The 26,307-nt window shown below is 61.9% G+C and carries 23 protein-coding genes, 1 tRNA gene, 1 other RNA gene and 1 pseudogene; 7 read left to right on the top strand and 19 right to left on the bottom strand.

Annotation, left to right across the window (positions count from 1 at the left end; translation table 11 throughout):
• Positions 1 to 3: 3 nt before the first annotated feature.
• Positions 4 to 3,150 (bottom strand): hypothetical protein, encoded by a 3,147-nt coding sequence (locus V4R08_RS07430; protein WP_335578760.1) that lies wholly within the window; start codon positions 3,148 to 3,150, stop codon positions 4 to 6.
• Positions 3,151 to 3,735: 585 nt separating this feature from the next.
• On the opposite strand from V4R08_RS07430, the pseudogene V4R08_RS07435 reads away from it, so the two are divergent.
• Positions 3,736 to 3,992: pseudogene (locus V4R08_RS07435) on the top strand (transposase); the annotation flags it as partial.
• 218 nt (positions 3,993 to 4,210) lie between these two features.
• Here V4R08_RS07435 and V4R08_RS07440 read toward each other — a convergent pair.
• The 6 genes from V4R08_RS07440 to V4R08_RS07465 all read right to left on the bottom strand — a co-directional run bounded on the left by V4R08_RS07440 (position 4,211) and on the right by V4R08_RS07465 (position 9,010).
• Positions 4,211 to 4,286 (bottom strand) — tRNA-Lys (locus tag V4R08_RS07440).
• A 168-nt stretch (positions 4,287 to 4,454) separates the two neighbouring features.
• A complete protein-coding gene (locus tag V4R08_RS07445) occupies positions 4,455 to 5,042 on the bottom strand; it encodes a Spy/CpxP family protein refolding chaperone (RefSeq protein WP_335578761.1) in 588 nt (195 codons plus the stop codon).
• Between the two features lie 222 nt (positions 5,043 to 5,264).
• Entirely contained in the window at positions 5,265 to 6,827 is a 1,563-nt protein-coding gene (locus tag V4R08_RS07450) for a 2-isopropylmalate synthase (RefSeq protein WP_335578762.1), read from the bottom strand.
• Positions 6,828 to 6,925: 98 nt separating this feature from the next.
• Complete coding sequence (locus tag V4R08_RS07455) at positions 6,926 to 7,054, bottom strand: hypothetical protein (protein WP_335578763.1); 129 nt, start codon at positions 7,052 to 7,054, stop codon at positions 6,926 to 6,928.
• A 172-nt stretch (positions 7,055 to 7,226) separates the two neighbouring features.
• Positions 7,227 to 8,243, bottom strand: a complete 1,017-nt coding sequence (locus V4R08_RS07460) for a polyphosphate kinase 2 family protein (protein WP_335578764.1) — start codon at positions 8,241 to 8,243, stop codon at positions 7,227 to 7,229.
• 59 nt (positions 8,244 to 8,302) lie between these two features.
• Positions 8,303 to 9,010, bottom strand: coding sequence for an NUDIX hydrolase (locus V4R08_RS07465; RefSeq protein WP_335578765.1), 708 nt, complete (start codon positions 9,008 to 9,010; stop codon positions 8,303 to 8,305).
• A 297-nt stretch (positions 9,011 to 9,307) separates the two neighbouring features.
• Between V4R08_RS07465 and V4R08_RS07470 the strand changes: the two genes are divergently transcribed.
• Both V4R08_RS07470 and V4R08_RS07475 read left to right on the top strand, forming a co-directional pair.
• Entirely contained in the window at positions 9,308 to 10,099 is a 792-nt protein-coding gene (locus V4R08_RS07470) for an ATP-binding cassette domain-containing protein (protein ID WP_335578766.1), read from the top strand.
• Entirely contained in the window at positions 10,096 to 11,655 is a 1,560-nt protein-coding gene (locus tag V4R08_RS07475) for an ABC transporter permease/substrate-binding protein (RefSeq protein WP_335578767.1), read from the top strand. Before V4R08_RS07470 ends, V4R08_RS07475 begins: the two co-directional genes overlap by 4 nt.
• 177 nt (positions 11,656 to 11,832) lie before the next feature.
• On the opposite strand, the gene ilvC is transcribed toward V4R08_RS07475, so the two are convergent.
• The 6 genes from ilvC to miaA form a co-directional block, all read right to left on the bottom strand.
• Positions 11,833 to 12,852 carry a ketol-acid reductoisomerase gene (ilvC, locus tag V4R08_RS07480; RefSeq protein WP_335578768.1) on the bottom strand — a complete coding sequence of 340 codons (1,020 nt, stop codon included), beginning with the start codon at positions 12,850 to 12,852 and terminating at the stop codon, positions 11,833 to 11,835.
• Positions 12,853 to 13,002: 150 nt separating this feature from the next.
• A complete protein-coding gene (ilvN, locus tag V4R08_RS07485; RefSeq protein WP_335578769.1) occupies positions 13,003 to 13,545 on the bottom strand; it encodes an acetolactate synthase small subunit in 543 nt (180 codons plus the stop codon).
• Between the two features lie 9 nt (positions 13,546 to 13,554).
• Positions 13,555 to 13,692, bottom strand: a complete 138-nt coding sequence (locus V4R08_RS07490; protein WP_335578770.1) for a hypothetical protein — start codon at positions 13,690 to 13,692, stop codon at positions 13,555 to 13,557.
• A 7-nt stretch (positions 13,693 to 13,699) separates the two neighbouring features.
• Complete coding sequence (locus V4R08_RS07495; RefSeq protein WP_335578771.1) at positions 13,700 to 15,478, bottom strand: acetolactate synthase 3 large subunit; 1,779 nt, start codon at positions 15,476 to 15,478, stop codon at positions 13,700 to 13,702.
• Between the two features lie 106 nt (positions 15,479 to 15,584).
• A complete protein-coding gene (locus V4R08_RS07500) occupies positions 15,585 to 15,884 on the bottom strand; it encodes a hypothetical protein (protein WP_335578772.1) in 300 nt (99 codons plus the stop codon).
• Positions 15,881 to 16,831, bottom strand: a complete 951-nt coding sequence (gene miaA, locus V4R08_RS07505; RefSeq protein ID WP_335580212.1) for a tRNA (adenosine(37)-N6)-dimethylallyltransferase MiaA — start codon at positions 16,829 to 16,831, stop codon at positions 15,881 to 15,883. Before miaA ends, V4R08_RS07500 begins: the two co-directional genes overlap by 4 nt.
• Between miaA and serB the strand changes: the two genes are divergently transcribed.
• Positions 16,830 to 17,723 carry a phosphoserine phosphatase SerB gene (gene serB, locus V4R08_RS07510; protein ID WP_335578773.1) on the top strand — a complete coding sequence of 298 codons (894 nt, stop codon included), beginning with the start codon at positions 16,830 to 16,832 and terminating at the stop codon, positions 17,721 to 17,723. The genes miaA and serB overlap by 2 nt on opposite strands.
• 263 nt (positions 17,724 to 17,986) lie before the next feature.
• On the opposite strand, the gene V4R08_RS07515 is transcribed toward serB, so the two are convergent.
• From V4R08_RS07515 to V4R08_RS07540, 6 genes are all read right to left on the bottom strand, one after another.
• Positions 17,987 to 19,480: a Do family serine endopeptidase gene (locus tag V4R08_RS07515; RefSeq protein WP_335578774.1), complete on the bottom strand. Its 1,494-nt coding sequence runs from the start codon at positions 19,478 to 19,480 to the stop codon at positions 17,987 to 17,989.
• A 248-nt stretch (positions 19,481 to 19,728) separates the two neighbouring features.
• A complete protein-coding gene (locus V4R08_RS07520) occupies positions 19,729 to 19,929 on the bottom strand; it encodes a DUF2065 domain-containing protein (protein WP_335578775.1) in 201 nt (66 codons plus the stop codon).
• A gap of 37 nt (positions 19,930 to 19,966) precedes the next feature.
• Positions 19,967 to 20,866 carry a protease modulator HflC gene (gene hflC / locus V4R08_RS07525; RefSeq protein WP_335578776.1) on the bottom strand — a complete coding sequence of 300 codons (900 nt, stop codon included), beginning with the start codon at positions 20,864 to 20,866 and terminating at the stop codon, positions 19,967 to 19,969.
• Positions 20,863 to 22,014: an FtsH protease activity modulator HflK gene (gene hflK / locus V4R08_RS07530; protein ID WP_335578777.1), complete on the bottom strand. Its 1,152-nt coding sequence runs from the start codon at positions 22,012 to 22,014 to the stop codon at positions 20,863 to 20,865. Before hflK ends, hflC begins: the two co-directional genes overlap by 4 nt.
• A 156-nt stretch (positions 22,015 to 22,170) precedes the next feature.
• Positions 22,171 to 22,707 (bottom strand): dihydrofolate reductase, encoded by a 537-nt coding sequence (locus V4R08_RS07535; protein WP_335578778.1) that lies wholly within the window; start codon positions 22,705 to 22,707, stop codon positions 22,171 to 22,173.
• Positions 22,704 to 23,498, bottom strand: a complete 795-nt coding sequence (locus tag V4R08_RS07540; protein ID WP_335578779.1) for a thymidylate synthase — start codon at positions 23,496 to 23,498, stop codon at positions 22,704 to 22,706. Before V4R08_RS07540 ends, V4R08_RS07535 begins: the two co-directional genes overlap by 4 nt.
• A 127-nt stretch (positions 23,499 to 23,625) precedes the next feature.
• Here V4R08_RS07540 and ssrA point away from each other — a divergent pair.
• The 3 genes from ssrA to fumC all read left to right on the top strand — a co-directional run bounded on the left by ssrA (position 23,626) and on the right by fumC (position 26,187).
• Positions 23,626 to 24,000, top strand: a transfer-messenger RNA (tmRNA) gene (gene ssrA / locus V4R08_RS07545).
• A gap of 167 nt (positions 24,001 to 24,167) precedes the next feature.
• A complete protein-coding gene (locus V4R08_RS07550) occupies positions 24,168 to 24,686 on the top strand; it encodes an SspB family protein (protein WP_335578780.1) in 519 nt (172 codons plus the stop codon).
• Between the two features lie 91 nt (positions 24,687 to 24,777).
• Positions 24,778 to 26,187: a class II fumarate hydratase gene (gene fumC / locus V4R08_RS07555; RefSeq protein ID WP_335578781.1), complete on the top strand. Its 1,410-nt coding sequence runs from the start codon at positions 24,778 to 24,780 to the stop codon at positions 26,185 to 26,187.
• Positions 26,188 to 26,307: the final 120 nt, after the last annotated feature.

The raw sequence follows: 26,307 nt of genomic DNA on the forward strand, positions 1-26,307 counted from the left end.
CGATCAGCTGAAAACCAGGGTATTATCCAACTTGACGAGTTGGGTCGGCACCTTCACCTCCCACGGCTGGCCTACGAGCTTGCCCCCGGTGGCATAGCCCACATTCTGCGCCGTCTCGCCGGCATAGGGTGCGGTGAGCGTGATCGTCTCAGGGCCGGCTACTGATTTGATGATGCAAGTGAGGCCGCCAACGATGAGCCGGCGGTTCACATCGTCGTCGGTAAACACCGTGCCGTCGCCGATCACCTGCGCCGAATTCTGGGTGATAGAGACTGTCCCCACCCCGTCAACATTGTTATTGCCGGTCTGGCTGCGCAGCTCGTCCATGATCGAGAACACCTGCGGATCGCCTTCATTGTCGTCGCTATTGACCAGAGTACCATCCGCGCTCCAGAGCACTCCGGTAGAAAGGTAGGTCAGCACGCCAGCCTCAAACCCCGGACGCACCGGAACTTGCACCCGCGCCGCACCGGCTTGCAGGAACTGCTGGAACACTGGATCAGGATCAGACAGTTGGGCGAGCGTCGGCCAGTCATCCTTCTTGCCCCAGAAGTATGGGTAGAAAAGATAGACCATGTTGTTCCACTCAAAGCTCTGTTCAAAGGTCGCAATGTAGGCGCCCTCGGCCTTGGCCTCGGTGAAGTCGATTTCCGGATAGCCGTAGGGTGCGACATTACGGTTGACCGCGTCGAAAAGGTCAAACCGCTGCCCGGTCATAAGCGAGATGCAGCCCTTCTTCAGCTCCATCTCTTGGGTGATCAAATTGGTCAGCGGATTCGTGCCGGTGACTCCACTCGTGTCCGCGGCCTGTAGCCGGGCCTCCCGCACGGCCTGGTCGTAGGCACTCTTCAGATCGTTGTAGGCATTCATGATTGAGGCGAACGTTTTCAACTGCCAATCTTGAAATTTCTCCATCGAAAGTGTGCAAAACACAGTCACCAGAACTTCCCAATTATGAAAGCCTACGGAGTTAATGGTGATCGTCAATGCCGGTGTCGGCTGCAGGTGCAAATAGTACAGGTGATCGTCGTCGGTGGGCTCGATATAGAAGCCCTGCTGCTCTTGCAACTGGAAGACCAACTGGTGTTTCCCTGCCTGCGTCTCCCCGTAGATGTTCACGTAGGCGCTTTGAGTCAGGTAGCCGTCAGCGATGGCGACGTCGAAAGTGTCTGAGGCCAGCAACCGATCGCCAACAGCTGGCATCTGGTCAGGTGCCTTTTTCGCACCCTGGGCGATAATCACGCTGGGCGGCGGGGTAGTAACGTCCTGCGCGCCATACTTGCTTGCCCAGTAGAGATAATTGTCGCGGGTAATGTCTGAGGCCTGCAGCCGCTGGAAGGTCACCGCGTCGCCCAGGCAATAGCCGGGCGGATCGGGGTCAATCAGGGTGACGGCTTCCATCGGCTTGTGGGTCATCGCATAGCGCATGAACGCCGCAGGCTCTGGCACGATGAACTCAAGCATCAACCGTTTGCCGTAGTTGATAATCTGGGCACTGTAGACCTTGTCAACGAACCGGTAGACTCCAACAATGTCCTCGGCACCTTGCTTATTGTCAAAGGCGTGGTGGTTGACCTCGATGGCTTCGTGCAGCGTGACGACGGTTCGACTGGTCAGATTGCGTGTCTGCACCCGCTGCACTGCCTTACTGGTAATCTCGCGAGCATAGTCCGACGAGGCCTGGTTTGACTGCTGCGAGGAGGTGCTGGATGAGGCGTTGTAATTCGCCGTCGCGTCCACCGACGGCCCGTATGAAGCGTGGATGGTCAAGCCTGCATCCTTGCTGGCAGTCTGGGTGATGACGGTCTGCGATTCCGTCTGCAGCTGAAACCGCTCATCGGTGGAGAGATCTTGCTCCTTCTCTTCGGTGGTCTCGGTCTCGGTGAGTTGCGTGACCTGGGTGGAGTCCTTAGTGGTGAACTTGCGCGACCGCACCTCGCTACGCAGAACATTCTCGATGTGCGAGATGTCACCCAACTGGTAGCGAGCCAAACTCTGCTCTAGCACCATCAGGTCGGCGATGCCCAAAACCCGCGCATCGCCTTGCCCAGCGGGCACGGTCACACCGTCATCTGGGATCGTGGTGTCAACGACGGGCCCGCAGGGGCCGGGCGAACGGATTACCATCGGACCCAGATCGACCACATTCAGGCCGCCTAGCAGCGCATTCTGGGGGAAAAAGTTCTGCCCGATGCGGACCAGGAAGCCGGCGTCGCCGGTGTTGGCGTAGAGCTGAGTGGCCAATTGGGTGGAGCGCTTCTCCAGCACCGTCACGCTTTTGGCCACGTCGATTCCGCTGGTGGCGAGGCCCACCTTCCCTAACGCCGATTTGGTTGTTGCGCTCAAGGTCTCCGCCGCGCTGTCGGGGAGCATGAACCCGGTCGGTCCTACCGAAGTGACGCCGGACGCAACGCGAGCGGTGACGGGATTGGCTGCGGGCGCGGCGCCAGTCAGTTCGAACGTTCCTAGCAATTCATCCGCCGCCGCACGCTGGTCGGCGAGATCCTTGGCAAGATCGGCCATACGCTTGTGGCGCGTGTCCAACGCGGCCTGATTAGCCTTGGCCCTCGCTTCCCTTTGATCTTTCAAGCTCGGGTCGGCAACCGGCAAGGGAAATATGCCAGCCGGCATCACCAAGGCAGCGTTGACGAAAGCGGCACGCGTGACCGGAGTTTCCTCTGCCATCCGACGGATCAGCCATAATCCACGGATCGCGTCGGACAGCCGTGTCCTGACCCTGATCGCAATTGTGTTGTCGACAGCGGCGGCAACAACGCTGTCGGCGACCTGCGCATAGGCCCTGCCGAAGACATCACCGTCGACAAAGGCCTTCGCTTCAACGCCGACGGTCTGACCCAGGGCAGCCCGAGCCGCCGTCCAAAAGCCAGCATCCGGCAAGGAGGTTAGTGCCGCGAAGAAAGCCGCCAGCTTGGGGTCCAGCTTGCCGGAAGAACCGATGAAGTCGGGCGAGGCGATAAACTTCGCGGCTACGTCGGTCATCCCCTTCCGTGCGCCCGCGGTGCGCTGCTTGCGTAACTGGTCGGCTAACTTACTTTCGGGGACATTCAGATCGATGCCGGCGGGTGTTCGTTCAGGTCCGATCTTTTGTGGCGGACGGATCGTAACGAAACGGAAGATTTCCGAGCTCATGAGCCGTTCCTCCGAAAAATTGTACGCATCAAATAAATGTCGTGAGCAACCCTCGTGAAGATTTATCGCATTACTGCATCGCAACCGCAGTCAGCGCGGAAAGTAACGCAGCCCAAAACGAGATCAAACAATGCAGGAATCGCGGCGTAAAAATGTCGGAGTGATCGCTAATGTTCAGTGTTCGCGCGCCCAGCGGATTCATAGCTAAAGGACGTATAAATGAGCAGGAACTATTCAGGTAAAATCCAATCCATCGAGCTCGTGATTAACTTCCATATTTCCCTGCTCTGCGGATGCTGGATGATGTGTCAACGTTGCGACTATTCTTCGAGGCGCTGCCGGCCGCCGCCGTCCGAGCGTGCAATCTCATCCACGACAGCTTGCGGGTAATGCCGCAAAGCACGCGTTAGCCGACAACACGAAGGAACCTGCGCCGAGAGTGTGGACCGATTTCATCGGCGCATGTCCGCCTTGGTCATATCCGGACTTAAATCGGACATCGCGTTAGGTGCACTTCGTCGTAAGCATTCACCCGCTCGGTCAGCGGCGGGCTGTCCTTGAAGGTGGGCTGAGGGGGACGCCGCCATGGCTGATTTGTTTTTGCTGTCAGAGGCGCAGATGCGCCGGATCGAACCGTATTTTCCGTTATCGCACGGGATCGCGAGGGTCGATGACCGGCGGTGATCAGCGGCATCATCTTCGTCATCAGAAACGGGCTGCGCTGGCGCGATGCGCCGCGCGAGTATGGCCCGCACAAGACCATCTACAATCGGTTCGTGCGCTGGAGCCGGCTCGGCGTGTTCAATAAAATCTTCGCCGAACTGGCCCGCAAGGCCGGCAAACCATCCCGCAGGGGCCGAACTGGCTGCCCCCACCCAGTCAGCGAACCGGTCTCTGCCGCTCGGCCAGGAACGGGATTTTTCGATGCAGAGGCGGAGCGCCCTTTGGCGATATTTTTGAGACCACAGACGCGCGCAGAGACACGACGCATCGTCGAAACCTTGCATTTTGCGTGACAAATTGAGGGATGTGCCACCGCGTTCGATCCCTGCGAACTGGGTGGTGGGCGATGTAGGGCTCGAACCTACGACCCGCTGATTAAGAGTCAGCTGCTCTACCAACTGAGCTAATCGCCCGGAACTGTCCGAAATTCCCTTGCGGGACGGGGTCGTTTACCAAAGCGAACCCGCGATGTCCAGCAAAGCAGCGGCGCTTTCCCGCCTCCACCGCAACTTTCGCAAAACGTGAAAAAGCCGCCGAATCCGGCGGCTTCCTCATATCGTGGCGACCTCGTGTCCGTGCTGTCAGAGCTGCCCGGGCTTCTGCTCGTCATGGCGGCCGCCGGAGCCGCCCCGGTCACCGTCCTGATGGTTGTGCTCGCCGCCGCGGTCAAACCGGTGATGGTGATGGTGCCATCCCATCCCGCCGAACCCGTGGGCCATGCGGATAAGAACCGTCAGACGCCGCTTCTGGCTATCGTCGAGGGTCTTGTAAAGCGGGTCGGCGGCATCGGCGATCTTCTTCAAAGCCGCCGCGTTCTCGGCCATGCGATCGGCGCGCGAGCGCAGGCGGGCCACCTGATCGACAGGCTCCTGCTTCTGCGCGTTATCTTTGGCCTCGCTCTTGCTCTCCTTCTTGGCGTTGGCTCGGTCGATCCGCAGCTTGGCGAAATCACGAATCGCCTTCTCCACCGGCGGCCACAGCTTCTCTTGGTCTGGCTTCAGCGTAAGGCCGGCGTGAACCGCCGCAATCCGCGCATCGGCGAGAGCCGTCCTGTCCTGCGGACTGAGCTGCACGTGATCGTGGGACCATGAGCGATGCTGATGCGCATACACTGCGGTCGAGCCTGCGATGGCGAACGCTGCGACACCGGCGAGAATGGCCTTCTTCATTAGAACCCTCCTTTGCAAGGTTCGATGAAGATGGATGCGTACGGCACGACAAGCAAATTACATCTTCGCAACAGTAGCTTCTCTTACGAAGATGTAATCTTATGCAATTAAACGAACGGAAAACATTTCAGGAGATATGTCGCGCGCCGGAACGGTATCGCAAAATACGAACGGCGCCTCGCGGCGCCGTCCGATTCGTTTTGTCATTTTGCAATGAGGGGATCAACTCGCGGCGGCAGCCGAAGGCACGTCGCGCTGATGCTTCATCACGATCTTGTTAAGCGCACCGAGATAGGCCTTGGCCGACGCCACCAGCGTATCCGGATCGGCGGCCTTCGATGTCATCGCGCGGCCATCCTGGCTGAGACGCACCGACACTTCCGCCTGCGCGTCGGTGCCGTGGGTCACCGCATGAACCTGATAGAGATCGAGCTTGGCCTCGTGCGGCACCAGCCTCTTGATGCAGTTGAACACCGCGTCCACCGGACCGTTACCCTCGGCTTCCTCAATCCTCGTCTGGCCGTCGACCGTGAGCTTCATGGTCGCACGCTGCGGACCATGGGTCCCCGCGATCACCGTCAGCGAGGTCAGCTTGATGCGATCGTGCGTAGCGGCCATTTCCTCGTCGACCAGCGCAACGATGTCCTCGTCGTAGATGTCCTTCTTGCGGTCGGCCAGTGCCTTGAAGCGCACGAACGCATCCTGCAACTGATTCTCGGCCAGCTTGTAGCCCAGTTCCTCCAGCTTGTGCTGGAAGGCATGGCGGCCGGAATGCTTGCCCATCACCAGCGAGGTCTGCTTCACGCCGACGCTCTCCGGCGTCATGATCTCGTAGGTCTGCGCGTTCTTCAGCATACCGTCCTGGTGGATGCCGCTCTCGTGCGCGAACGCGTTCCGGCCGACGATCGCCTTGTTGTACTGCACCGGGAACGAGGTCGCCGCCGACACCAGCTTGGAGGCGCGGGTCAGCATCGTACTCTCGACGTTGCACCAGTACGGCATGACATCACCGCGGGTCTTGATTGCCATCACGACTTCTTCCAGCGCGGCGTTGCCCGCCCGCTCGCCGATGCCGTTGATCGTGGATTCAACCTGACGCGCGCCGCCCTCGACGCCGGCCAGCGAGTTGGCGACGGCGAGACCCAGATCATCATGGCAGTGCACCGAGAAGATCGCCTTGTCGGCGTTCGGCACCCGCTCGCGAACGGTCTTGAACATCCGCCGGTACTCGTCCGGCACCGCATAGCCGACGGTGTCCGGCAGGTTGACGGTGGTGGCGCCGGCCGCAATCGCGGTCTCCACGCATTTGCACAGATAGTCGATCGGGGTGCGGGTCGCATCCATCGCCGACCATTCGACATCCTCGACCAGGTTGCGGGCCTGCGTCACCGTCGCGGTGATGATCTCCAGCACCTCGGCCTCGCTCTTGCGCATCTGATGCGCCAGATGGATCGGGGACGTGGAAACGAAGGTGTGGATGCGGCCCCGCCGTGCGTGGCGCACCGCTTCGCCGGCACGGGCGATATCGCCGGGCATGGCGCGGGCGAGACCCGCGATCACCGCGTTCCTGGCGCTCTTTGCGATTTCCGCGACCGCCTCGAAATCGCCGACCGAAGCGATCGGGAAGCCGGCTTCGATGATATCGACGCCCATGTCGTCGAGCATCTCGGCGACCTCGAGCTTCTCCTCGAAAGTCATGGTGGCGCCGGGGCATTGCTCGCCGTCGCGCAGGGTGGTGTCGAAAATAACGACGCGGTCCTTGTCGGACTTGTTCGCGGAGGTCATGGAAAGGTCCTCTGGTCAATGCGCAGTGTGGGCGCTCGAAGGGGTTCTGGTGTTCCTGCGTCCCCCTGAGTGCCCAGGCACAACTGCCCAGCCGGCGCTCAGGGGCCGATAAGAAGCAGAAGCCCGCCAATCAGCAGGGTGGGCATGAACGCAGCCGGAATCGCTTCGGAACCGACGGCTGACACCGCTTTTCCGTGAATTCCAGTCATTTCGCTGCGAATCAGCATTACCGGACCCTTAGAGGGCTATTCTCGACAAAAACCGTTGACGGTTCGTTGCCGACCCTTCCTGGACGATTCTAGACGAGAATGACCCGATATCGCAATGCCAAAAGATGGTCAGCGAGACTGCCCTACTCCATCCGGGAGCGACGGCGCACCTTGTCTGAACCGCCATCGCTCATGTCGTCCGCCCCCGCCCTCCCGCTCCGCGGGATGGAGACAATGCTGGAACGGTCCCCGACTTCCCTGTCGCGGTTTTCTTCACCGCGACCTTCTTCGCACGCCCCGCGCTCTTGCCTTCGCTTTCCAGCGCCCCCCGCACCTTTTTGAACTCGCTCAGTTCGCTCTCGTCGACCTTGGGAAAATGCAAGTCGAGCTGCTCCAGCGCATTGACGATAATCGACCCGATCACAACACGCGCAAACCACTTGTGGTCGGCCGGCACCACATGCCACGGCGCATTCGAGGAGGCTGTGTGTTGGATCATGTCCTGATACGCCGCCTGATACCTGTCCCAGAGCTTGCGCTCGGCGACGTCGCCCATCGAGAACTTCCAGTTCTTCGCCGGCTCCTCCAGGCGATCGAGAAAGCGCTGGCGCTGCTCCTCCTTCGAGACATTGAGGAAGAATTTCAGCACCACCGTGCCGTTGCGGGCGAGATATTTCTCAAACGCCGAAATATCCTCGAAGCGTTCGCGCCAGACGGTCTTCGTTACCAGCTTCGGCGGAATCTTCTGCTTCGCCAGAATTTCCGGGTGCACGCGCACTACCAGCACTTCCTCATAGTAGGAGCGGTTGAAGATGCCGATGCGTCCGCGTTCGGGAAGCCGTCGCGCCGCGCGCCACATGAAATCGTGATCGAGTTCCTCCGTTGAGGGCTGCTTGAAGGAATGCACGTCGCAGCCCTGCGGGTTGACACCGTCGAACACGCTCTTGATGGCGCTGTCCTTGCCGGCGGCGTCCATGCCCTGGAAAATTAGCAGCAGCGACCAACGATCGTATGCATAGAGCTTTTCCTGCAAATCGCAGAGGCGGTCGCGGTTGGCCTTGATGATCTCCTGCCCTCTGTCCTTGTCGATGCCGCCGCGTTCCGCAGTCTTGTACGAGATGAGATGAAACGGCTTCGTGCCGTCGACACGAAACGGCTCGACAAAGACCTTGGGATCAACGGCAACGGACTTCGACGATTTGCTCATGGGACACGATACTCCGGTTGCGGTCGCATCCTATATGACGGACCGTGTGGCGCGCGACGTCAAACCGCCATCGACGCCACATGATCGATAAACGCCGTCACAAAGACCGGCATTGCCGGCGTAAAATCCTTCGGCCCGCGCACCAGATGAATCGCGCCCAGTTCCGGCGAGCGCTGTCCCGCCAGCGTGCGTGCGATCCGCCCGCGCAGCGCTTCGCCCGGCATATCTGCGTCTAAAAGCTGAATCACCGCGATCAGTGGCCCGGCGTCGACGCAATACCAGAACGGATCGGCACGATAGGCGGAAGGATCGAGGCCGGTTTCCTCCTCGACTTCGCGAAGGATGCTGCCCGCGATGTCCAGCGCGCCATCTCTGACATCGCTGAGATCTGGCGTGCCGGACGGAAAATAGATGCGCCCGGCATTCGCGGTGTTTGCACCCATCTCACCCAGCACGAATGCACCGTCATTGCCGCGCAGCGCGCCCATGCCAAAGCCGTTGAACACGCTTTTGTCGGGAAAGCCCCAGTCCCGCCAGGCGAGGAAGCTTGCGAAGTCGGTCTCGAAATAGTCCGCACGAAAGCAGTCGCGCTCGAACACCGGATTGCGGCCGAGCAGGATGCGCCCGTTCCACAGCGCCGGCGTTTTGACGCGCAGCGCCGCGAAATGAACGCCGATCTCGCTACGCCGCTCGTCGGCGAAGACCCAGCGCCACGGCCGCACCGTGAGACCCAGCCGGCTGACGCGATGAATCGCGGGCATCGTCACGTTGCGCTATTTCGCACTCCCGCAGGACCTACCGGCATGTTCGACGAACGAGTGATCTGCGCGGCGGCGCGCGGCGTTCGGGTGATTTCCAGCCAGACTGCGACATTGTCGAGCGCCTTCGTCCAAGAAACGATGCATCGGCTCGAAACAGACAGCCGACGCCGCGTTTTAATCCCGTCAGCGTGCGGTGTGCAAGACCGTGGGCCGGCGCGCCTGCAACGACGCGAAACTTGCATTACCGGCAGGCTCGCCGGACCGGACTTGGTGCGACGGCGACCATGTGATAACCCGCAAGGCATGAGCGAAACCTCGCCGCTGATTGCGTTTTCGCATGTCGCCAAAAGTTTCGACGGCGGTCGCGTCAGAGCCGTGGACGATGTCTCGCTCGATATCGCCGCGGGCGAATTTCTCGCCGTCGTCGGCGGCTCCGGCTCCGGCAAGACGACGCTGCTGCGGCTCGCCAACCGGCTGACCGATCCCGACGCCGGCACCATCACCGTTGCGGGAGAGGATATCGCCGGCGTCGATCCGATCGGGCTGCGCCGCCGCATCGGCTATGTGTTCCAGAGCGGCGGCCTGTTTCCGCACATGAGCATCGCCGGCAACATCGGCATCACGCCGCGCCTGCTCGGGACGCCAAAATCCGAAATCGCCGCGCGAGTCGACGAACTGCTCGATCTGGTGCAACTCGACCACGCGCAGCACCACGACCGCTTCCCGCACGAATTGTCCGGCGGCCAGCGCCAGCGCGTCGGCGTGGCGCGAGCGCTCGCCGCGAAGCCGCACATCGTCCTGATGGACGAGCCGTTCGGCGCGCTCGATCCGATGACGCGCGACGCCCTCGGCAACGACTATCGCGCGCTGCACGCCAGACTCGGCCTCACCACCGTGATGATTACCCACGACATGACGGAGGCGCTGCTGCTTGCAGATCGCGTTGCCGTCATGCGCGAAGGCCGCCTGCTGGCGTGGGGTATGCCGGCGGAATTGTCCCGTAGCGACGATCCTTATGTCGGCGATCTGCTGGGCACGCCGCGCCGCCAGGCCGAACGACTTCGAGCGGTGCTATCGCAGAGCAGCACGTTATGAGTCTGCTCTCCGATCCGCTCTGGAGCGAAGCGCTCGGCCACCTGCCCGATTATCTCGGCAATCACGTCCGCGTCAGCGTCGCCGCGCTGGGGCTGGGGCTCGCGACCAGCTTTCCACTCGCCCTGATCGTACGCACCAAGCCGGTGATGCGCTCCGTGCTGCTGGGTCTCGCCAGCATCGTACAGACCGTGCCGGGACTGGCGCTGCTGGCGCTGTTCTATCCGCTGCTGCTGGCGCTGGCGGCGTTAACGCTGACATGGTTCGGTGTCAGTTTCTCCGCATTCGGATTTTTGCCGGCGGTGCTGGCGCTCGCGCTGTATTCGATGCTGCCGGTGCTGCGCAACACCATCACCGGCCTGCAGGCTATCGATCCTGCATTGACCGAAGCGGCGCAAGGCGTCGGCATGACGGCGCGACAATCCCTTGTCATGGTCGAGCTGCCGCTGGCGCTGCCGGTGATCATGGCGGGAATCCGCACCGCGGCGGTCTGGGTGATCGGCACCGCGACGCTATCCACGCCGATCGGTCAGACCAGCCTCGGCAACTACATCTTCGCCGGGCTGCAAACCCAGAACTGGGTGTTCGTGCTGTTCGGCTGCATCGCGGCGGCGGTCCTGGCGCTGGTTGTGGATCAGTTGCTGGCGCTGATCGAATCCGGTCTGCGGGTACGCAGTCGCGTCCGCGTGGCCGCCGGACTTGTCGGCATCGCGGTCCTGATCGCGGCCACGCTGGCTCCCTCGCTCACCCGAGCCAAATCTGCTTACATCGTCGGCGCCAAGACCTTCACGGAACAGTACGTGCTGGCGGCGCTGATCTCGCAACGGCTGCGGGCCGCCGGTCTCTCCGCCACCACGCGCGCGGGCCTCGGCTCCAACGTGATCTTCGATGCGCTGACAAGCGGCGACATCGACGTCTATGTCGATTATTCCGGCACGCTGTGGGCCAATCAGTTCCACCAGACCGGCATCAAGCCACGCGACGAATTGCTCGCCGAGATCAAGGCGATGCTGGCGCGGCAAAACGTCACCCTGCTCGGCGAACTCGGCTTCGAGAATGCCTACGCGCTGGTGATGCCCAAGGCGCGCGCCGATGCACTGAACATCCATTCGATCGCCGACCTCGCCGCCCGCGCGGGCACGATGTCGATTGCCGGCGACTACGAATTCTTTGCCCGGCCGGAATGGGCGGCCCTGAAGAAGGCTTACGGATTGTCGTTTCGCGAGCGGCGGCAGATGCAGTCGAACTTCATGTACGCCGCCGTCGCCTCCGGCGAGGTCGACGTGATCGCGGGCTACACCAGCGACGGCCTGATCGCCAAGTACGGTCTGACCGTGCTCGACGATCCCCGCCACGCCATTCCGCCCTATGATGCGATCGTGCTGCTGGCGCCCCGGCGCGCCAATGACGCGAAGTTGCGCGCCGCACTCCAGCCTCTGCTTGGAAAAATCGACATCGGCCTCATGCGCGAGGCCAACCTGCGCGCCAGCGGAAATGGCGCGGACAGTTCGCCCACAGCGGTCGCGCGCTGGTTGTGGGACAAGGTCGGGAAGAAGTGAGACCGGCGGTCGCGCTCGCGCGGCGCCGCTTTACTTCCCTCTCCCCCTTGTAGGAGAGGGAAGTAAGCACCACCCGCAAGCTGGCGGATCAGTTCTTTCTTGTCGACCAGTGCGCCCTTCTTGATCATCGAGATCGCGCCTGCGCGATCTCGCACGAAAGGTGTGGTTCAAGAACCCTTAGTTTTTCGTCTTGTCGACCAGCGCACCCTTCTTGATCCACGGCATCATATCACGGAGCTTTGCGCCGACCTGCTCGATCGGATGCGCCGCAAGCCTGGCGCGGGTCGCCTTGAACGAGGTCTGGTTGACCTTGTTCTCGAGCATCCAGTCGCGGGCGAACTTGCCGGACTGAATGTCGTTGAGCACGCGCTTCATCTCCTTCTTGGTCTCCTCGGTCACGATGCGCGGGCCGGTGACGTATTCGCCGTATTCGGCGGTGTTGGAAATCGAATAGTTCATGTTGGCAATGCCGCCTTCATAGATCAGGTCGACGATCAGTTTCACCTCGTGCAGACACTCGAAGTAGGCCATCTCGGGCGCGTAGCCGGCTTCCACCAGCGTCTCGTAGCCGTTCTTGATAAGCTCGACGAGTCCGCCGCAGAGCACCACCTGCTCGCCGAACAGGTCGGTCTCGCACTCTTCCCTGAAGGTGGTCTCGATGATGCCGGCGCGGCCACCGCCGACCGCTGAAGCATAGCTGAGGCCAAGATCATGGGCGTTGCCCGACGAATCCTTGGCAACCGCAATCAGGCAGGGTACGCCGCCGCCGCGCTGATATTCCGAACGCACGGTATGGCCGGGGCCCTTCGGCGCGATCATCAGCACGTCGAGATCGGCGCGCGGATCCAGCAGATTGAAATGCACGTTGAGGCCGTGCGCAAAGATCAGCGCCGCACCCTTCTTCATGTTGTCGTGCAGATGTTCGCGGTAGATGTCGCCCTGCAATTCGTCTGGCGTCAGCATCATTACAACATCGCCCCACTTCGCAGCCTCGGCAACTTCCATCACCTTGAAGCCGGCAGCTTCGGCTTTCTTGGCGGAGGTGGAACCCTTGCGCAGCGCGATCGCAATCTCCTTGACGCCGGAGTCCTTCAGGTTCAGCGCATGGGCATGGCCCTGGCTGCCATAACCGACGATGACCACCTTCTTGCTCTTGATGAGGTTCAGGTCGGCGTCACGATCGTAATAAACACGCATGGTCATTCCTCATTTGCGGCCATAACGGCCAGATCAACATTTGCGGATGGCGCGAGCACGCGGCCCGGAAGAATTGCGCCCGGTTTTTAGGGCGATGCCTGCCGGGAGACAAGCCCGGCGACGTTTGAACGGTCGCGCGCCGACATGGCCCTACATTCCCTCCGGTCCGCGCCCGATCGCCGCGACGCCGGTTCGCGACACCTCGACCAGACCGATCGGCCGCATCAGGTCGACAAACTGATTGATCTTCGACGTGCTGCCCGTGATCTCGAACACGAAGCTTGCGTTGGTGGCATCGACAACGCGGGCACGGAATACCTCCGCAAGCCGCATCGCCTCGATGCGCTGGTCGCCCGAACCCTTGACCTTGACCATGGCCAGTTCGCGCTCGATGGATTTTCCGGTCAGCGTCATGTCCACAACCTGGTAGACCGGGACCATGCGGTCGAGCTGATGCTTGATCTGCTGGATCACCATCGGGGTGCCGGTAGTGACGATGGTGATGCGCGAGACGTGCTTCTGGCTTTCGGTCTCCGACACCGTGAGGCTTTCGATGTTGTAGCCGCGGCCTGAGAACAGCCCGATCACCCGCGCCAGCACGCCCGGCTCGTTGGCGACCAGCACCGACAGCGTGTGCGTCTCGTTCGGATCGTGGCGGTCTTCGAGAAAGTAGGCGGAAGCGGGCTGGGTCATTGCGATTTCCTAAATGGTCATGCCCGCGAAGGCGGGCATCCAGTCCTCGCCGACGTTCAAGGCCAACTGTGACTGTGACAGCGTACTGGATCGTCCGGTCAAGCCGGACGACGACGCCGTATTGCCGGATCGGGCTGCGTCCTTCATCGACATCTCACACCAGCGCCTTGCCGCCGGCGAAGGCGGCGGCGGTCGCATCATCATTGGCTTCCGCCGGCAACAGCATTTCGTTGTGCGCCTTGCCGGACGGAATCATCGGGAAACAGTTTTCAAGCGCCGCGACCCGGCAGTCAAACAGTACCGGCTTGTTCACCGAGATCATCTCCGTGATCGCACCGTCGAGATCGGACGGCTTCGTCGCTTGCAGACCGACGCAGCCGAAGGCATCGGCGAGCTTGACGAAATCCGGCAGCGCTTCAGAATACGAATGCGACAGCCGGTTGCCATGCAGCAACTGCTGCCACTGCCGCACCATGCCCATGTACTGGTTGTTGAGGATGAAGATCTTGATCGGAAGCCCGTGCTGAACGGCCGTCGACATCTCCTGCATCGTCATCTGCACCGAGGCATCGCCCGCGATGTCGATGACGAGGCTGTCGCGATGGGCGACCTGCACCCCCAGCGCAGCGGGCAGGCCGTAGCCCATGGTGCCGAGACCGCCTGAGGTCATCAAGCGGTGCGGCTCCTCGAATCCGAAGAATTGCGCCGCCCACATCTGATGCTGGCCGACTTCGGTGGTGATGTAGGTGTCGTGCCCGCGCGTCGCCTCGAACAGGCGCTGGATCGCGAACTGCGGCAGGATCACGTCGTTGTTCTTCTTGTAGGCGAGAGAGTTGCGCGCGCGCCAGCGTCCGATCTCGAACCACCACGGATCGATCCTGGGCTTCTTGCTTTCCTTTTTGAAGGCCTCCAGCAGGTCGGTCATCACACTGCCGGCATCGCCGATGATCGGCACGTCGACGCGGATGTTCTTGTTGATCGACGAGGGATCGATATCGATGTGAATCTTCTTCGACCCCGGCGAAAACGCATCGGTGCGCCCGGTGATGCGGTCGTCGAAGCGCGCACCGATGCACAGCATGACGTCGCAATCATGCATCGCCATGTTGGCCTCATAGGTGCCGTGCATGCCGAGCATACCGAGCCAGTTCTTGCCTGAGGCCGGGTAGGCGCCGAGCCCCATCAGGGTCGATGTGACCGGAAAGCCGGTGGCTTCGACCAGCGCGCGCAGCGTCTTCGACGCATCGCGGCCGGAGTTGATGATTCCGCCACCAGTATAAATCACGGGCCGCTTGGCATTCGCCAGCAGCGCGACGGCCTTGCGGATCTGTCCGGGGTCACCCTTGGTTTGCGGCTTGTATGAAACGTGGACGTCGGATTTACGCGGCGGCGTATAGATGCCGGTCGCAAACTGCACGTCCTTGGGCACATCGACGACAACAGGACCGGGCCGGCCAGTGGTTGCGACATAGAATGCCTCGTGCAACACCCTGGCGAGATCGTTGACGTCGCGCACCAGCCAGTTGTGCTTGGTGCTGGGCCGGGTGATGCCGACGGTGTCGCATTCCTGGAACGCGTCGTTTCCGATCAGGTGCGTGGGCACCTGTCCGGTGATGCAGACCAGCGGGATCGAGTCCATCAGCGCATCGGTCAGCGGCGTCACCATGTTGGTGGCGCCAGGCCCCGAGGTCACCAGCACCACGCCCGGTTTTCCGGTGGAGCGGGCATAGCCTTCGGCCGCGTGACCCGCGCCCTGCTCGTGCCGGACCAGGATGTGCTCGATCTCGCTCTGCTGGAAAATCTCGTCGTAGATCGGTAGCACCGCGCCACCCGGATAGCCGAAAATGTGTTCGACGCCGTGATCAACGAGGGCACGGACGATCATGGCCGCACCGGTCATCTGATGGGGATCTTGGCGTTTGCTTTCGCTCATGGTCGGCTCCTGATTGACGCGGGCTTCTGGTCGTGATCGCCGGCGTCGCAGAAATAAAAAAGGGCCTCTGAAGGGCCCCGGCACACCGCCTTGGATTGGGACAGCCTCAGCCGTCCCGGGCGGTGCTCCAGGGTACGACGATAACAAGTACGAGCTTGGTAACAAAGTTGCGCATTTTATCGTCAGACTTCCCAAAGGTTGCGCGGTTATAGAGGCCGGATTCGCCGCCGTCAACCGTATTTCGATGCAAGTATGCCGGCTCCGGGCGTTTGGCGAGGGGAAAAAACTCAGCCGTCATTGCGAACTCGCGACAAAATTGACTGTCGCCAATTTTGCGCTGAGCGAAGCAATCCAGAAGCTGCGCAAAAGCTTCGTCGCTGTCGCTTTCCTCGCAATGAAGGCTCATAACCCGGGCGCCGCTCCGACAACCCATGTTTCCGCCTCCTCCGGCGTCGTCCACGCGAACTCCGGCAACTGGTGGCGGAACCATGTGAACTGCCGCTTGGCGTAATGGCGGGTGTCGGCGCGGCCGATGTCGGCTGCCTGCTCCAAGGACAACTCGCCGCGCAAATGCCGGACCAACGCCGGCACGCCATGCGCCTTCATCGCCGGCAGCAATGGATCGAGGTGGCGTTCGGCCAGCGCCCTCACCTCCTCCAACGCGCCCGCCGCGAGCATCGCACTGAAGCGGGCGTCGATCCGCGCATACAGCGCCCCACGCTCCGGCGCGAGGAAGATCGCTCTCACCTTGTCCGGCGGTAACAACGGCGGCAGACCATCGCGATGCCAGTCGGTCAGCGAGCGCCCGGTCGCCTCGACGACTTCGAGCGCGCGGGCGACGCGGGTGCGGTCGCGCGGGTTCAGACGTTGCGCCGCAGCCGAATCGCGCTGCGCGAGAATAACGTGAAGCGCCTCGGCTCCGTCGCGATCGAGCCGCGCGCGCACGTCGTCGCGCACTTGGGACGGGATCGGCGGCACTGCCGACAGCCCACGCGTCAACGCCTTGAAATAGAGGCCGGAGCCACCAGTGAAGATCGGCAAGCGGTTTTGCGTGCGCGCTTCTTCGAGCGCCGCCGCGGCATCGGTCACCCACATCCCGGCGGAGCAGTTCACGCCTGCATCGACATGCCCATAGAGCCGGTGCGGTACGCGCGCCTCCTCTGCCGGCGTCGGACGCGCGGTGATGATGCGGAGGTCGCGATAGACCTGCATCGAATCGGTGTTGATGACGATGCCGCCGGTCCGTTCGGCGAGCGAAAGCGCCAGCGCCGACTTGCCGCTTGCGGTCGGCCCTGCGATAAGCACGGCATCCGTCGCCTGCCCGTTTGCCCCGCCAGGGTTCGCCCCACCCATGTCGCTCGTCGCCACGCTGATCTGCAATCCGGCCAATCCCGCGCTCGATAGCACGGCGCTGGACGGGGCGCGCGCAATTCTTGGCAATGCGGGCCCGGCGCACTGGCTGTGGGACGAGGTCGCGGCCGACATTCCCTTCGAAAGCGACGAGCCTATTCCGGCCATCATGAAACGTCTGCGCGACGCGCGCGGCGATCTGCCGATCGACGTGGTGGTCCAGCCGCAGCTTGATCGCCGCAAGAAGCTGTTTCTGGCCGACATGGACTCCACGATGATCGGCCAGGAGTGCATCGACGAACTCGCCGATTTTGCCGGCCTGAAGGCGCATGTTGCCGCGATCACCGAGCGCGCCATGCGCGGCGAAATGCAATTTGAGGCCGCGCTGCGCGAGCGCGTGGCGTTGCTGAGGGGACTTCCCGTCACCGTTGTCGACGAGGTGCTGGCGAAACGCATCACGCCGACGCCGGGCGGCCGTGAGCTGGTGATGACCATGCGCGCCAACGGCGCCTACACCTGCCTGATCTCGGGCGGCTTCACGCTGTTCACCAAAGCAGTGGCCGCCATGATCGGCTTTCAGGAAAATCGCGGCAACACGCTATTGGTCGAAGACGGAAAATTATCAGGCAAGGCCGCCGAACCGATCGTCGGCCGCGAGACAAAACTTGCGACGCTGATCGAACTGCGCGAGGCCTTCGATCTCGACAATCTGGATACGCTGGTGGTCGGCGACGGCGCCAACGACCTCGGTATGATCCAGCAGGCGGGCCTCGGCGTCGCCTACCACGCCAAGCCGGCGGTTGCCGCCGCGGCAGCCGCGCGCATCGATTATGGCGACCTCACCGCCTTGCTTTATGCGCAAGGATATCGGCGCGACGAATTCGTGAGCGCATAGGGCTCCGAAGTCCAGCATTCAACGACGGTCTCACATATTGCTGGAGCGTTTTCGAGCGAAGCATGTCCTCGGGCTTGACCCGAGGATGGATACCGGTTCGCGTGAAGAAAACGCGTCAAATCAAAATCAGAGAGCCTCGCTTCTGATTCCATCAGAAGCGAAAAGGCTCTAGATTCCAAATCGTCGCGGAGCCGATCATCGGACCGCGCTTCGCGCGGACCCGTTGGCGGCGTTCAGGAAGGGCGACACATGAGGGGCGCGCCCTACTTCAAGCTCAGCGCCACAAACCGCAGTTCGCCGGTGCCGTTCGAAACCATCAGCAACACCGCCTTTTTGCCGTCCTTCTTCAACTGATCGACACGCTTGCGGATATCGGAGGCGCTGCTCACGGCTTCCTGCGCCACCTCGACGATGACGTCGCCGGCGCTGAGCCGCTTCTCGGCTGCGTCGGAATCCGCTTCCACGTCCGTGACGATGACGCCCTTGACGCTGTCCTTGATCTTGTAGCGTGCGCGCAGGTCCTTGCTGAGCGCCGCGAGATCGAGGCCGAGCGCCTTCTGCGTCACCGGCTTCTCTTCTACTCCCGGTTTGGTCTTGACCGAGACGGGCGTCACCTTGTCGCTGTCGTCGAGCCGTCCCAGCGTCACCTTCTTGGTCTCTTGCTTGCCCTTGCGGATGATCACGACGTTGACGGTCTTGCCGACGGCCGTGTCGGCCACGACGCGCGACAGATCTTTCGGCTCCTTGATGTCCTTTCCGTCGAAGGTGATGACGACGTCGCCGGGCTCGATGCCGGCTGGCTTGGCCGGGCCCTTGTCCTCGACGCCGGCGACCAGCGCGCCGCGCGCCGGTTTGATATTGAGACTGTCGGCGATTTCGTCGGTGACCTGCTGGATGCGGACGCCCAGCCAACCGCGACGCAGTTCACCGAACCGACGCAATTGATCGACGACGCCAGCGACCGTTTTCGACGGCACCGCGAAGCCGATGCCGATCGAGCCGCCCGACGGCGAGATGATCAGCGTGTTCACGCCCACGACCTCGCCATCGAGATTGAAGAGCGGGCCACCGGAGTTGCCGCGGTTGATGGCGGCGTCGGTCTGGATGTAGCTGTCATAGGGGCCATTGTTGATGTCGCGGTTACGGGCCGAGACGATGCCGGCGGTAACGGTGCCGCCAAGGCTGAACGGATTGCCGATGGCGACCACCCACTCACCGAGCCGCAGCTTGTCGGAATCGCCGAACTTGACGGCCGTCAGCGGATGCGGCGGCTTGAACTTCAACACCGCAAGATCGGTTTTCTTATCGACGCCGACAATCTCGGCCTTGACCTTGGTGCCGTCGTTCAGAATGACGTTGATTTCGTCGGAATCGGCGATGACGTGATTGTTAGTGACGACAATTCCGGCGGGATCGATGATGAACCCGGAGCCGAGCGAGTTGGTCTTGTGCGGTAGCAGACCGCCATCCTTGCCGCTGCGGCGGTTTTTGAAGAAGTCGTCGAAAAACTCCTCGAACGGCGATCCCGGCGGAAGCTGCGGAATGACGCGGTGCCCCTCGCTGCCGCCTTTGGCTTCGACCGTCTGGGTCGTCGAGATATTGACCACCGCGTCGATCACCTTTTCCGCGACGTCGGCGATGCCGTCGGGACCGCGGGCGAGGGCCGGCGCAGATATCAGGGTGCATGCGGCGCCGAGGCAAAGCGCGGCCAGCAGGGAACGCCGGCGAAAGCTCAACGCGGGGATCGCTCCGGTCATGTTTCAAATCTCTCCTGGAGAAGCATATTGCCAAGCGTACAGTGCGCCCGAACGCCGCACCTGCGCAAGCAGCGGAAACGGCGTTCGCCGGTCACCTGCGGGTTCGATTACGGCGAAAAGCTGGCGCGGCCTTCACGATATCATCGCCGGTGCCGAGTTTCCGAACCGCTTCTTTGACGCGTTTTCTTCACGCGAACCGGTATCCATCCTCGGGCCAAGCCCGAGGACATGCTTCGCTCGAAAACGCTTTAGCGCCTGACCAGCCAGATCAGGATCAGCCCGGCGATCGCCGAGCCGATGCCGACCATCCGCAAAACAGGTTCCGGCGCCGCCAGTGCGCTTTTCATGGCCCGCCGCGTCCAATTCGGCGCTGCCGCGAACAGGATGCCTTCGAGCATGAAAAGAATACCAAGACCGATCAGGAAATCGGCGAAGGCAATGGAACCCATCGAACGGCGTCTCCCCCGGCATCGCAGGGTTTCGAGTTTACGGCTTCGGCGCGTCGGTTGCGGCGGGCCTGCCGCCGGGATGTCCGAAGAAGCGGAAGAAATCGGAATCTGGCTTCAGCAGGAAGCGGGTGTCGCTGCCCTTCAAGCCCTTCTGATAGGCGGTCATCGAGCGGTAGAACGCAAAGAATGCCGGGGCCTGATTGTAAGCTGCGGCAAACAGCCGGTTGCGCTCGCCGTCGCCCTGACCGCGGATCTGCTCGGACGAGGAATTGGCATCGGCGACAATCACGGTCGCTTCGCGATCGGCCTTGGCCCGGATCTCCTGCGCTTTCTGGCCACCTTGAGCGCGGAACTCGGCGGCTTCGCGTTGCCGCTCAGTCTGCATGCGCTGATAGATCGCCTGGCTGTTCTGCTCCGGCAAATCGGCGCGCCGAATTCGGACATCGACCACCGAGATGCCGTATCCGCTGGCCTCCTTGTCGAGCTGGTCGCGGATGCGGGCCATCAGCGTTTCGCGCTCATCCCGCACCACCTGGATGAACGTCACCTCGCCCAGAACCCGGCGCAGCGATGCGTTGAGCAGCGTCGTCAACTGGATATTGGCGGCCTGGACGGTGCCGACACTTTGGTAGAACCGCAGCGCATCCTTGATGCGGTAGCGCGCGAACGCATCGACGACGAGCCGCTTCTGATCCGACGCAATGACTTCCTGCGACGCCTGCTCGAGGTCAAGAATTCGTTTGTCGATCTCGATCACGGAATCGACGAACGGCGCCTTGAAATGCAATCCCGGCTCGGTGACGACATGCACCGGTTCGCCAAGTCGCACCACCAATGCCTGCTCGGTCTGGCTCACCGTGAAAACGGAACTGTATCCCACCACCAGCAAGGCCGCCGCAACCAGCAGCGCCGCAATCCCTATAACTCCGACTTTCATCGGGCACTCCCGTTCGTCTTGGCCGGCTGCTTCGCGGTCGCGGTGCCGCGCTGCGATGTCAATTCGCTTAGCGGCAGGTAAGGCACGATACCCGACGAAGACGATGAGCCCGGATCATACACGAGCTTATCGGCGCCCCCGAGCACCTGCTCCATGGTCTCAAGGTAGATGCGCTCGCGCGTCACGTCAGGCGCCACCTTGTAGGCCTCATAAACCTGCAGGAACCGCGAACTCTGGCCCTTGGCTTCGGCGACGGCCTGTGCCTTGTAGCCTTCGGCATTCTGCACAATCTGCGACGCCTTTCCGCGCGCATCGGGAATGACGCGGTTGGCATAAGTCTGGGCTTCGTTCTGCAGCCGCTCGAGGTCGGCGCGCGCCGCCTGCACGTCGCGGAATGAATCGATGACCTGAGCCGGTGGGTCGACTTTCTGCATTTGCACCTGCTGAATCAGAATGCCGGCGCCATACTGGTCCAGCGTCTTCTGCATCAGATCCTGCACCGAGGTTTCAATTTTGGTTCGCTCGGACGTCAAAATCGGTTGAATATCCGAACGTCCGACCCACTCGCGCATCGCGCTTTCGGCCACGGCTTTGACGGTACCTTCCGGATTCTGGATGTTGAACAGGAAGTCGCCGACCCCGCCCGGCTTGATCCGCCACAACACGGTGAAATCGACGTCGACGATGTTTTCGTCGCCGGTCAGCATCAGGCTTTCCTCCGGCACGTCGCGCATGGTGCTGGTGTGCCGCGCCGGATCCTGCACCAGCGTCATACCGATATTGAGGGTCGAGACGCGCAGCGCCTTCGGCAGCAACACGGTCTCGATCGGATACGGCAGATGATAGTTGAGGCCTGGCTGCACGGTCCGCACGTGCTTGCCGAACCGCAGCACCACGCCGAGTTCTTCCGACTGCACCCGGAAGAAGCCGGACATGCCCCAGATTACAATCGCGCCAATCAGGATCAGCGCGATACCCATGGTGCTCAGATGTCCACCCGGCAACAGTTGCCGGAGACGCTCCTGAGCGCGGCGCAGCAGATCCTCGAGATCCGGCGGCTTCGGCCCCCCCGCCGGTTGCGGGCCGGATCCCCATGGTCCTTTCGGACCGGAGCCCCACGGGCCTCCGCTTTGATTTTTCCACGGCATCAACACTCTCCTACGCGCGGATCCGGGCTTCGCAAACCCCCGCCTCGCTCTGTTCGACCTTATAGGGGACGCTTACGGCCCTTACAACGCGGCTTGTTGGCTGCAAGGAGCTATATCCGCATAGCTAAATGTCAATGCAAACATCGCGGAATGCGGTTAATGCGGCGTCCGACGGCGATATGTCACATAAGAATAATCGGCGACGTCACCGGCGACCGCCCGATTTCGGCAGCGGGCGGTTTCGCACCAGACCGACGGATCGATCGCCGGAAAAACGGCATCGCCATCGACCCCCGCGTGAACCTCCGTCACCTCGAGACGATCCGCCGCCGGCATCGACGCGGCATAAATCTCAGCTCCGCCGATCACCGCGATCTCACCGACCGAACGCCGCAACGCATCCCCTTTTGCGACGGCGATGGCATCCGCCAGCGATCGCGTCGCCACCGCGCCGACCGCGGCAAAGTCGGGATCGCGGGTAATGACGATATTGGTTCGTCCCGGCAACGGCCGGCGCAACGAGTCGAAGGTCTTGCGGCCCATCACGATCGGCTTGCCCATGGTGATCGCCTTGAATCGCTGCTGGTCGGCTTTCAGCCGCCACGGGATTTGATTGCGCTGACCGATCACGCCGTTCTCGGCCACCGCGACGACCAGGACGATTTCCGGATGCGGGGAGACAGTTACGATCACACCGCGACCTCGGCCTTGATGTGGGGATGGGGATCGTAGTTCTCGAGTTTGAAATCCTCATAGCGGAACGCGAAGATATCCTTCACCTCGGGATTGATCGTCATCGTCGGCAGCGGTCGCACCGGCCGCGTGAGCTGAAGCCGCGCCTGCTCAAGGTGATTCGAATAGAGGTGCGCGTCGCCGAGGCTGTGCACGAAGTCCCCGGGCTTGAGCCCCGTGACCTGCGCGACCATCATCGTCAGCAACGCATAGGACGCGATGTTGAAGGGCACCCCCAGAAACACATCCGCCGAGCGCTGATAAAGCTGGCACGACAGCTTGCCGTCGGCGACATAGAATTGAAACAGGCAGTGGCACGGCGGCAGCGCCATCTTGTCGACATCGGCCGGATTCCACGCGCTGACGATCAGCCGCCGCGAATCCGGATTGCACTTGATCATGTCGACCACGTTGGCGATCTGGTCGATGCTGCGCCCGTCCGGCGCGGGCCATGAGCGCCACTGCGAACCGTAGACCGGGCCGAGATCGCCGTTGGCGTCGGCCCACTCGTCCCAGATCGAGACCCCGTGGTCCCTCAGATACCTGACGTTGGTGTCGCCCTTCAGGAACCAGAGCAGCTCATGCACGATCGACTTGAGCGGAAGCTTCTTGGTGGTCAGCATCGGAAATCCCGATGCGAGATTGAAACGCATCTGATGCCCGAAGATGGACAATGTTCCGGTGCCGGTACGGTCATGCTTCTCCGCGCCGTCGCCGAGTATTCGTTCGAGCAGATCGTGGTACTGGTTCATGGCGTGAGCGCTTTCGAGCGGGTGAACTTAGCGCCCGGCCGGTTGGCCCGACAGCAGCGATTCGCGCTTTTGTCCCGATTATACCGGGAAAACGAGATCGCGAAGAAAGCGCGAAATGTGCCGTCGGGCACTTTTTTCCTCAACGTTTGCAGACTATATTCAGAGCGCCGGTTCGCCGGCTATGGAAATAAACGGCCGTCGTAATAAACCATTCGGACCCGGGGGCAGTACCCGGCGCCTCCACCAGAGCCCGACCAAAACCATGGTGCGCCATAAAATTGGCGGGTTCCGGCGGGGGCGAAACAGGATCGACGAGGGCGTAAAGGGCTCGCTTTTTCTCGGTATGGTTCCGCCGTTATCGGGCTATGCAATAGTTGCAAACGACAACTATGCTCCGGTTGCTCAGGCTGCGTAACGCAGTTTGAAAGACCATTCTGAAGTCCTGACGGGTTAAGCTCCGTCAGGCGGGGTTCGGAGGCACCTGGCAACAGAAGCCTCCACTTTAATATCCGTTCGCCTCTCCAGCGAACTGGCAACGAGAATTTCACCAGCCCGACCCAACCGCTGCTGACCCGGCGAGATCGCCGGAGTATCATCGGCAAACGGTGCGAGTCGGCTTCGAACGCTCGCAGGAATTTGCACGGCTCTGCGGAGGCGATGGACCAGGCGATGTCAACCGATCATATCCGATACGATCTGCTGGCGCGCGACGCGTTGCGCGGCGTTCTGCGCCGGGTGCTGACGGACGCCGCCGAACAAGGACTGCCGGGCGAGCATCATTTCTTCATCACCTTCATGTCGAAGGCCGACGGAGTGAAGATATCGCCCCGCCTTCTGGCGCAGCACCCTGAGGAAATGACCATCATTCTCCAGCACCAGTTCTGGGATCTGAAGGTGAGCGAGGAGCGCTTCGAGGTCGGCCTGTCGTTCGGCGGCATTCCCGAGCGTCTCGTGGTTCCCTTCAACACAATCAAAAGCTTCTACGATCCGTCGGTGCAGTTCGGTCTGCAATTCGAGCCGGCCGAAACCGAGACCGCCGCGGCAGATATGCCACCGGCGGCGCCTTCGCCGGCGGCCCTGGCCGTTCCGGACGATCCCTCCCCGCCCGCCGCTACCGATACCGAGGACAACCCCAAACCCAGCACAGGCGCCGAGGTTGTCAGGCTGGACCGCTTCCGCAAGAAGTAGTCCGCGTTGCATTTGCCAAAGCGCCCTGATCCGCGGGGATGCGGCTGTTTGTGTTTGCCGTCGCAGCATCAAACATAACGGGACTGAACCCATGGCCTCGTCGTCACGCAGAACAAGGACGCGCACGGAAACCGACAGCTTCGGACCCATCGACGTTCAAGCCGACCGCTACTGGGGAGCCCAGACCGAGCGCAGCCGGCAGAATTTCCGCATCGGACACGACCGGATGCCGATGCCGATCGTCCGGGCGCTCGGCATCGTCAAGCTCGCAGCGGCACAGACCAACCGCGAACTGGGCCTGCTCGACCGGCGGCGCGCGACCGCAATCATTCGCGCCGCGCGCGAAGTGATCGACGGCAAGCTCGACGATCATTTTCCGCTGGTCGTCTGGCAAACCGGCTCCGGCACGCAGACCAACATGAACCTCAACGAGGTGATCGCCAACCGTGCCAACGAGCTGCTCGGCGGTGAACTCGGCGCCAAGAAGCCCGTTCATCCCAACGATCACGTCAACATGAGCCAGTCGTCGAACGACTCGTTTCCGACAGCCATGCACATCGCGGCGGCCCAGGGCATCGCGTCCGACCTGGTTCCCGCTCTGACCGCTCTGCTCAAAGCGCTGCGCAAAAAGGAAAAGGCGTTTGCTCACATCGTCAAGATCGGCCGGACTCATACCCAGGACGCGACGCCGCTGACGCTCGGCCAGGAGTTCTCCGGCTATGCAGCGCAGGTCGAGAGCGGCCTCGCACGGCTTCGCACCGCCATCAAGGACCTCTATCCACTGGCGCAAGGCGGAACCGCCGTGGGAACCGGCCTGAACTCGAAGCAGAAATTTGCAAAACTGTTTGCGAAACACGCGGCGGCGGTTGCGAAACTCCCGTTCACGAGCGCTCCCAACAAATTCGAGGCGCTGGCCTCCAACGACGCTTATGTTTTCGCCCACGGCGCGATCAACGCGGTCGCAACGGGCCTGTTCAAGATCGCGAACGATATTCGTTTTTTGGGTTCCGGGCCGCGCTCCGGCCTCGGAGAACTGATCCTTCCCGCAAACGAACCGGGGTCGTCGATCATGCCGGGGAAGGTCAATCCAACCCAGTGTGAAGCGATGACCATGGTTTGCTGCCAGGTGTTCGGCAATCACACCACCGTGACGATCGCCGGCAGTCAGGGGCATTTCGAACTTAACGTTTACAGGCCGGTTCTGGCCTATTGTATGATCAATTCCATACAATTGCTCGCCGATGTCGTGCGTTCCTTCACCGAGCACTGCATCGATGGCATTCGCGCCGACGAGAAGCGGATTCGCGACCTGATGCAACGCTCGCTGATGCTGGTTACGGCGCTCGCGCCGAGGATCGGCTACGACAATGCGGCGACGGTCGCCAAAGCCGCCCTGGCCCGCGGAACGACGTTGAAGGAAGAGGCTCAGCGGCTTGGCTTCGTCACGGCCGCGGAGTTCGACCGACTGGTGCAGCCCGACAAAATGACGCGACCCGGATGACGCGGCCCGCTGGAACTCAGACCCCACAGGCGCTAGGCTGGCATTCCAAAAACAAGCGCCTCGAGAATGGTTATATTCCATATAGTCTAAGGGCTGAGAGAATATTTCTACCACTGTTGC

It is taken from the genome of Nitrobacter sp. NHB1 (assembly GCF_036964665.1).
Classification (GTDB): Bacteria; Pseudomonadota; Alphaproteobacteria; order Rhizobiales; family Xanthobacteraceae; genus Nitrobacter.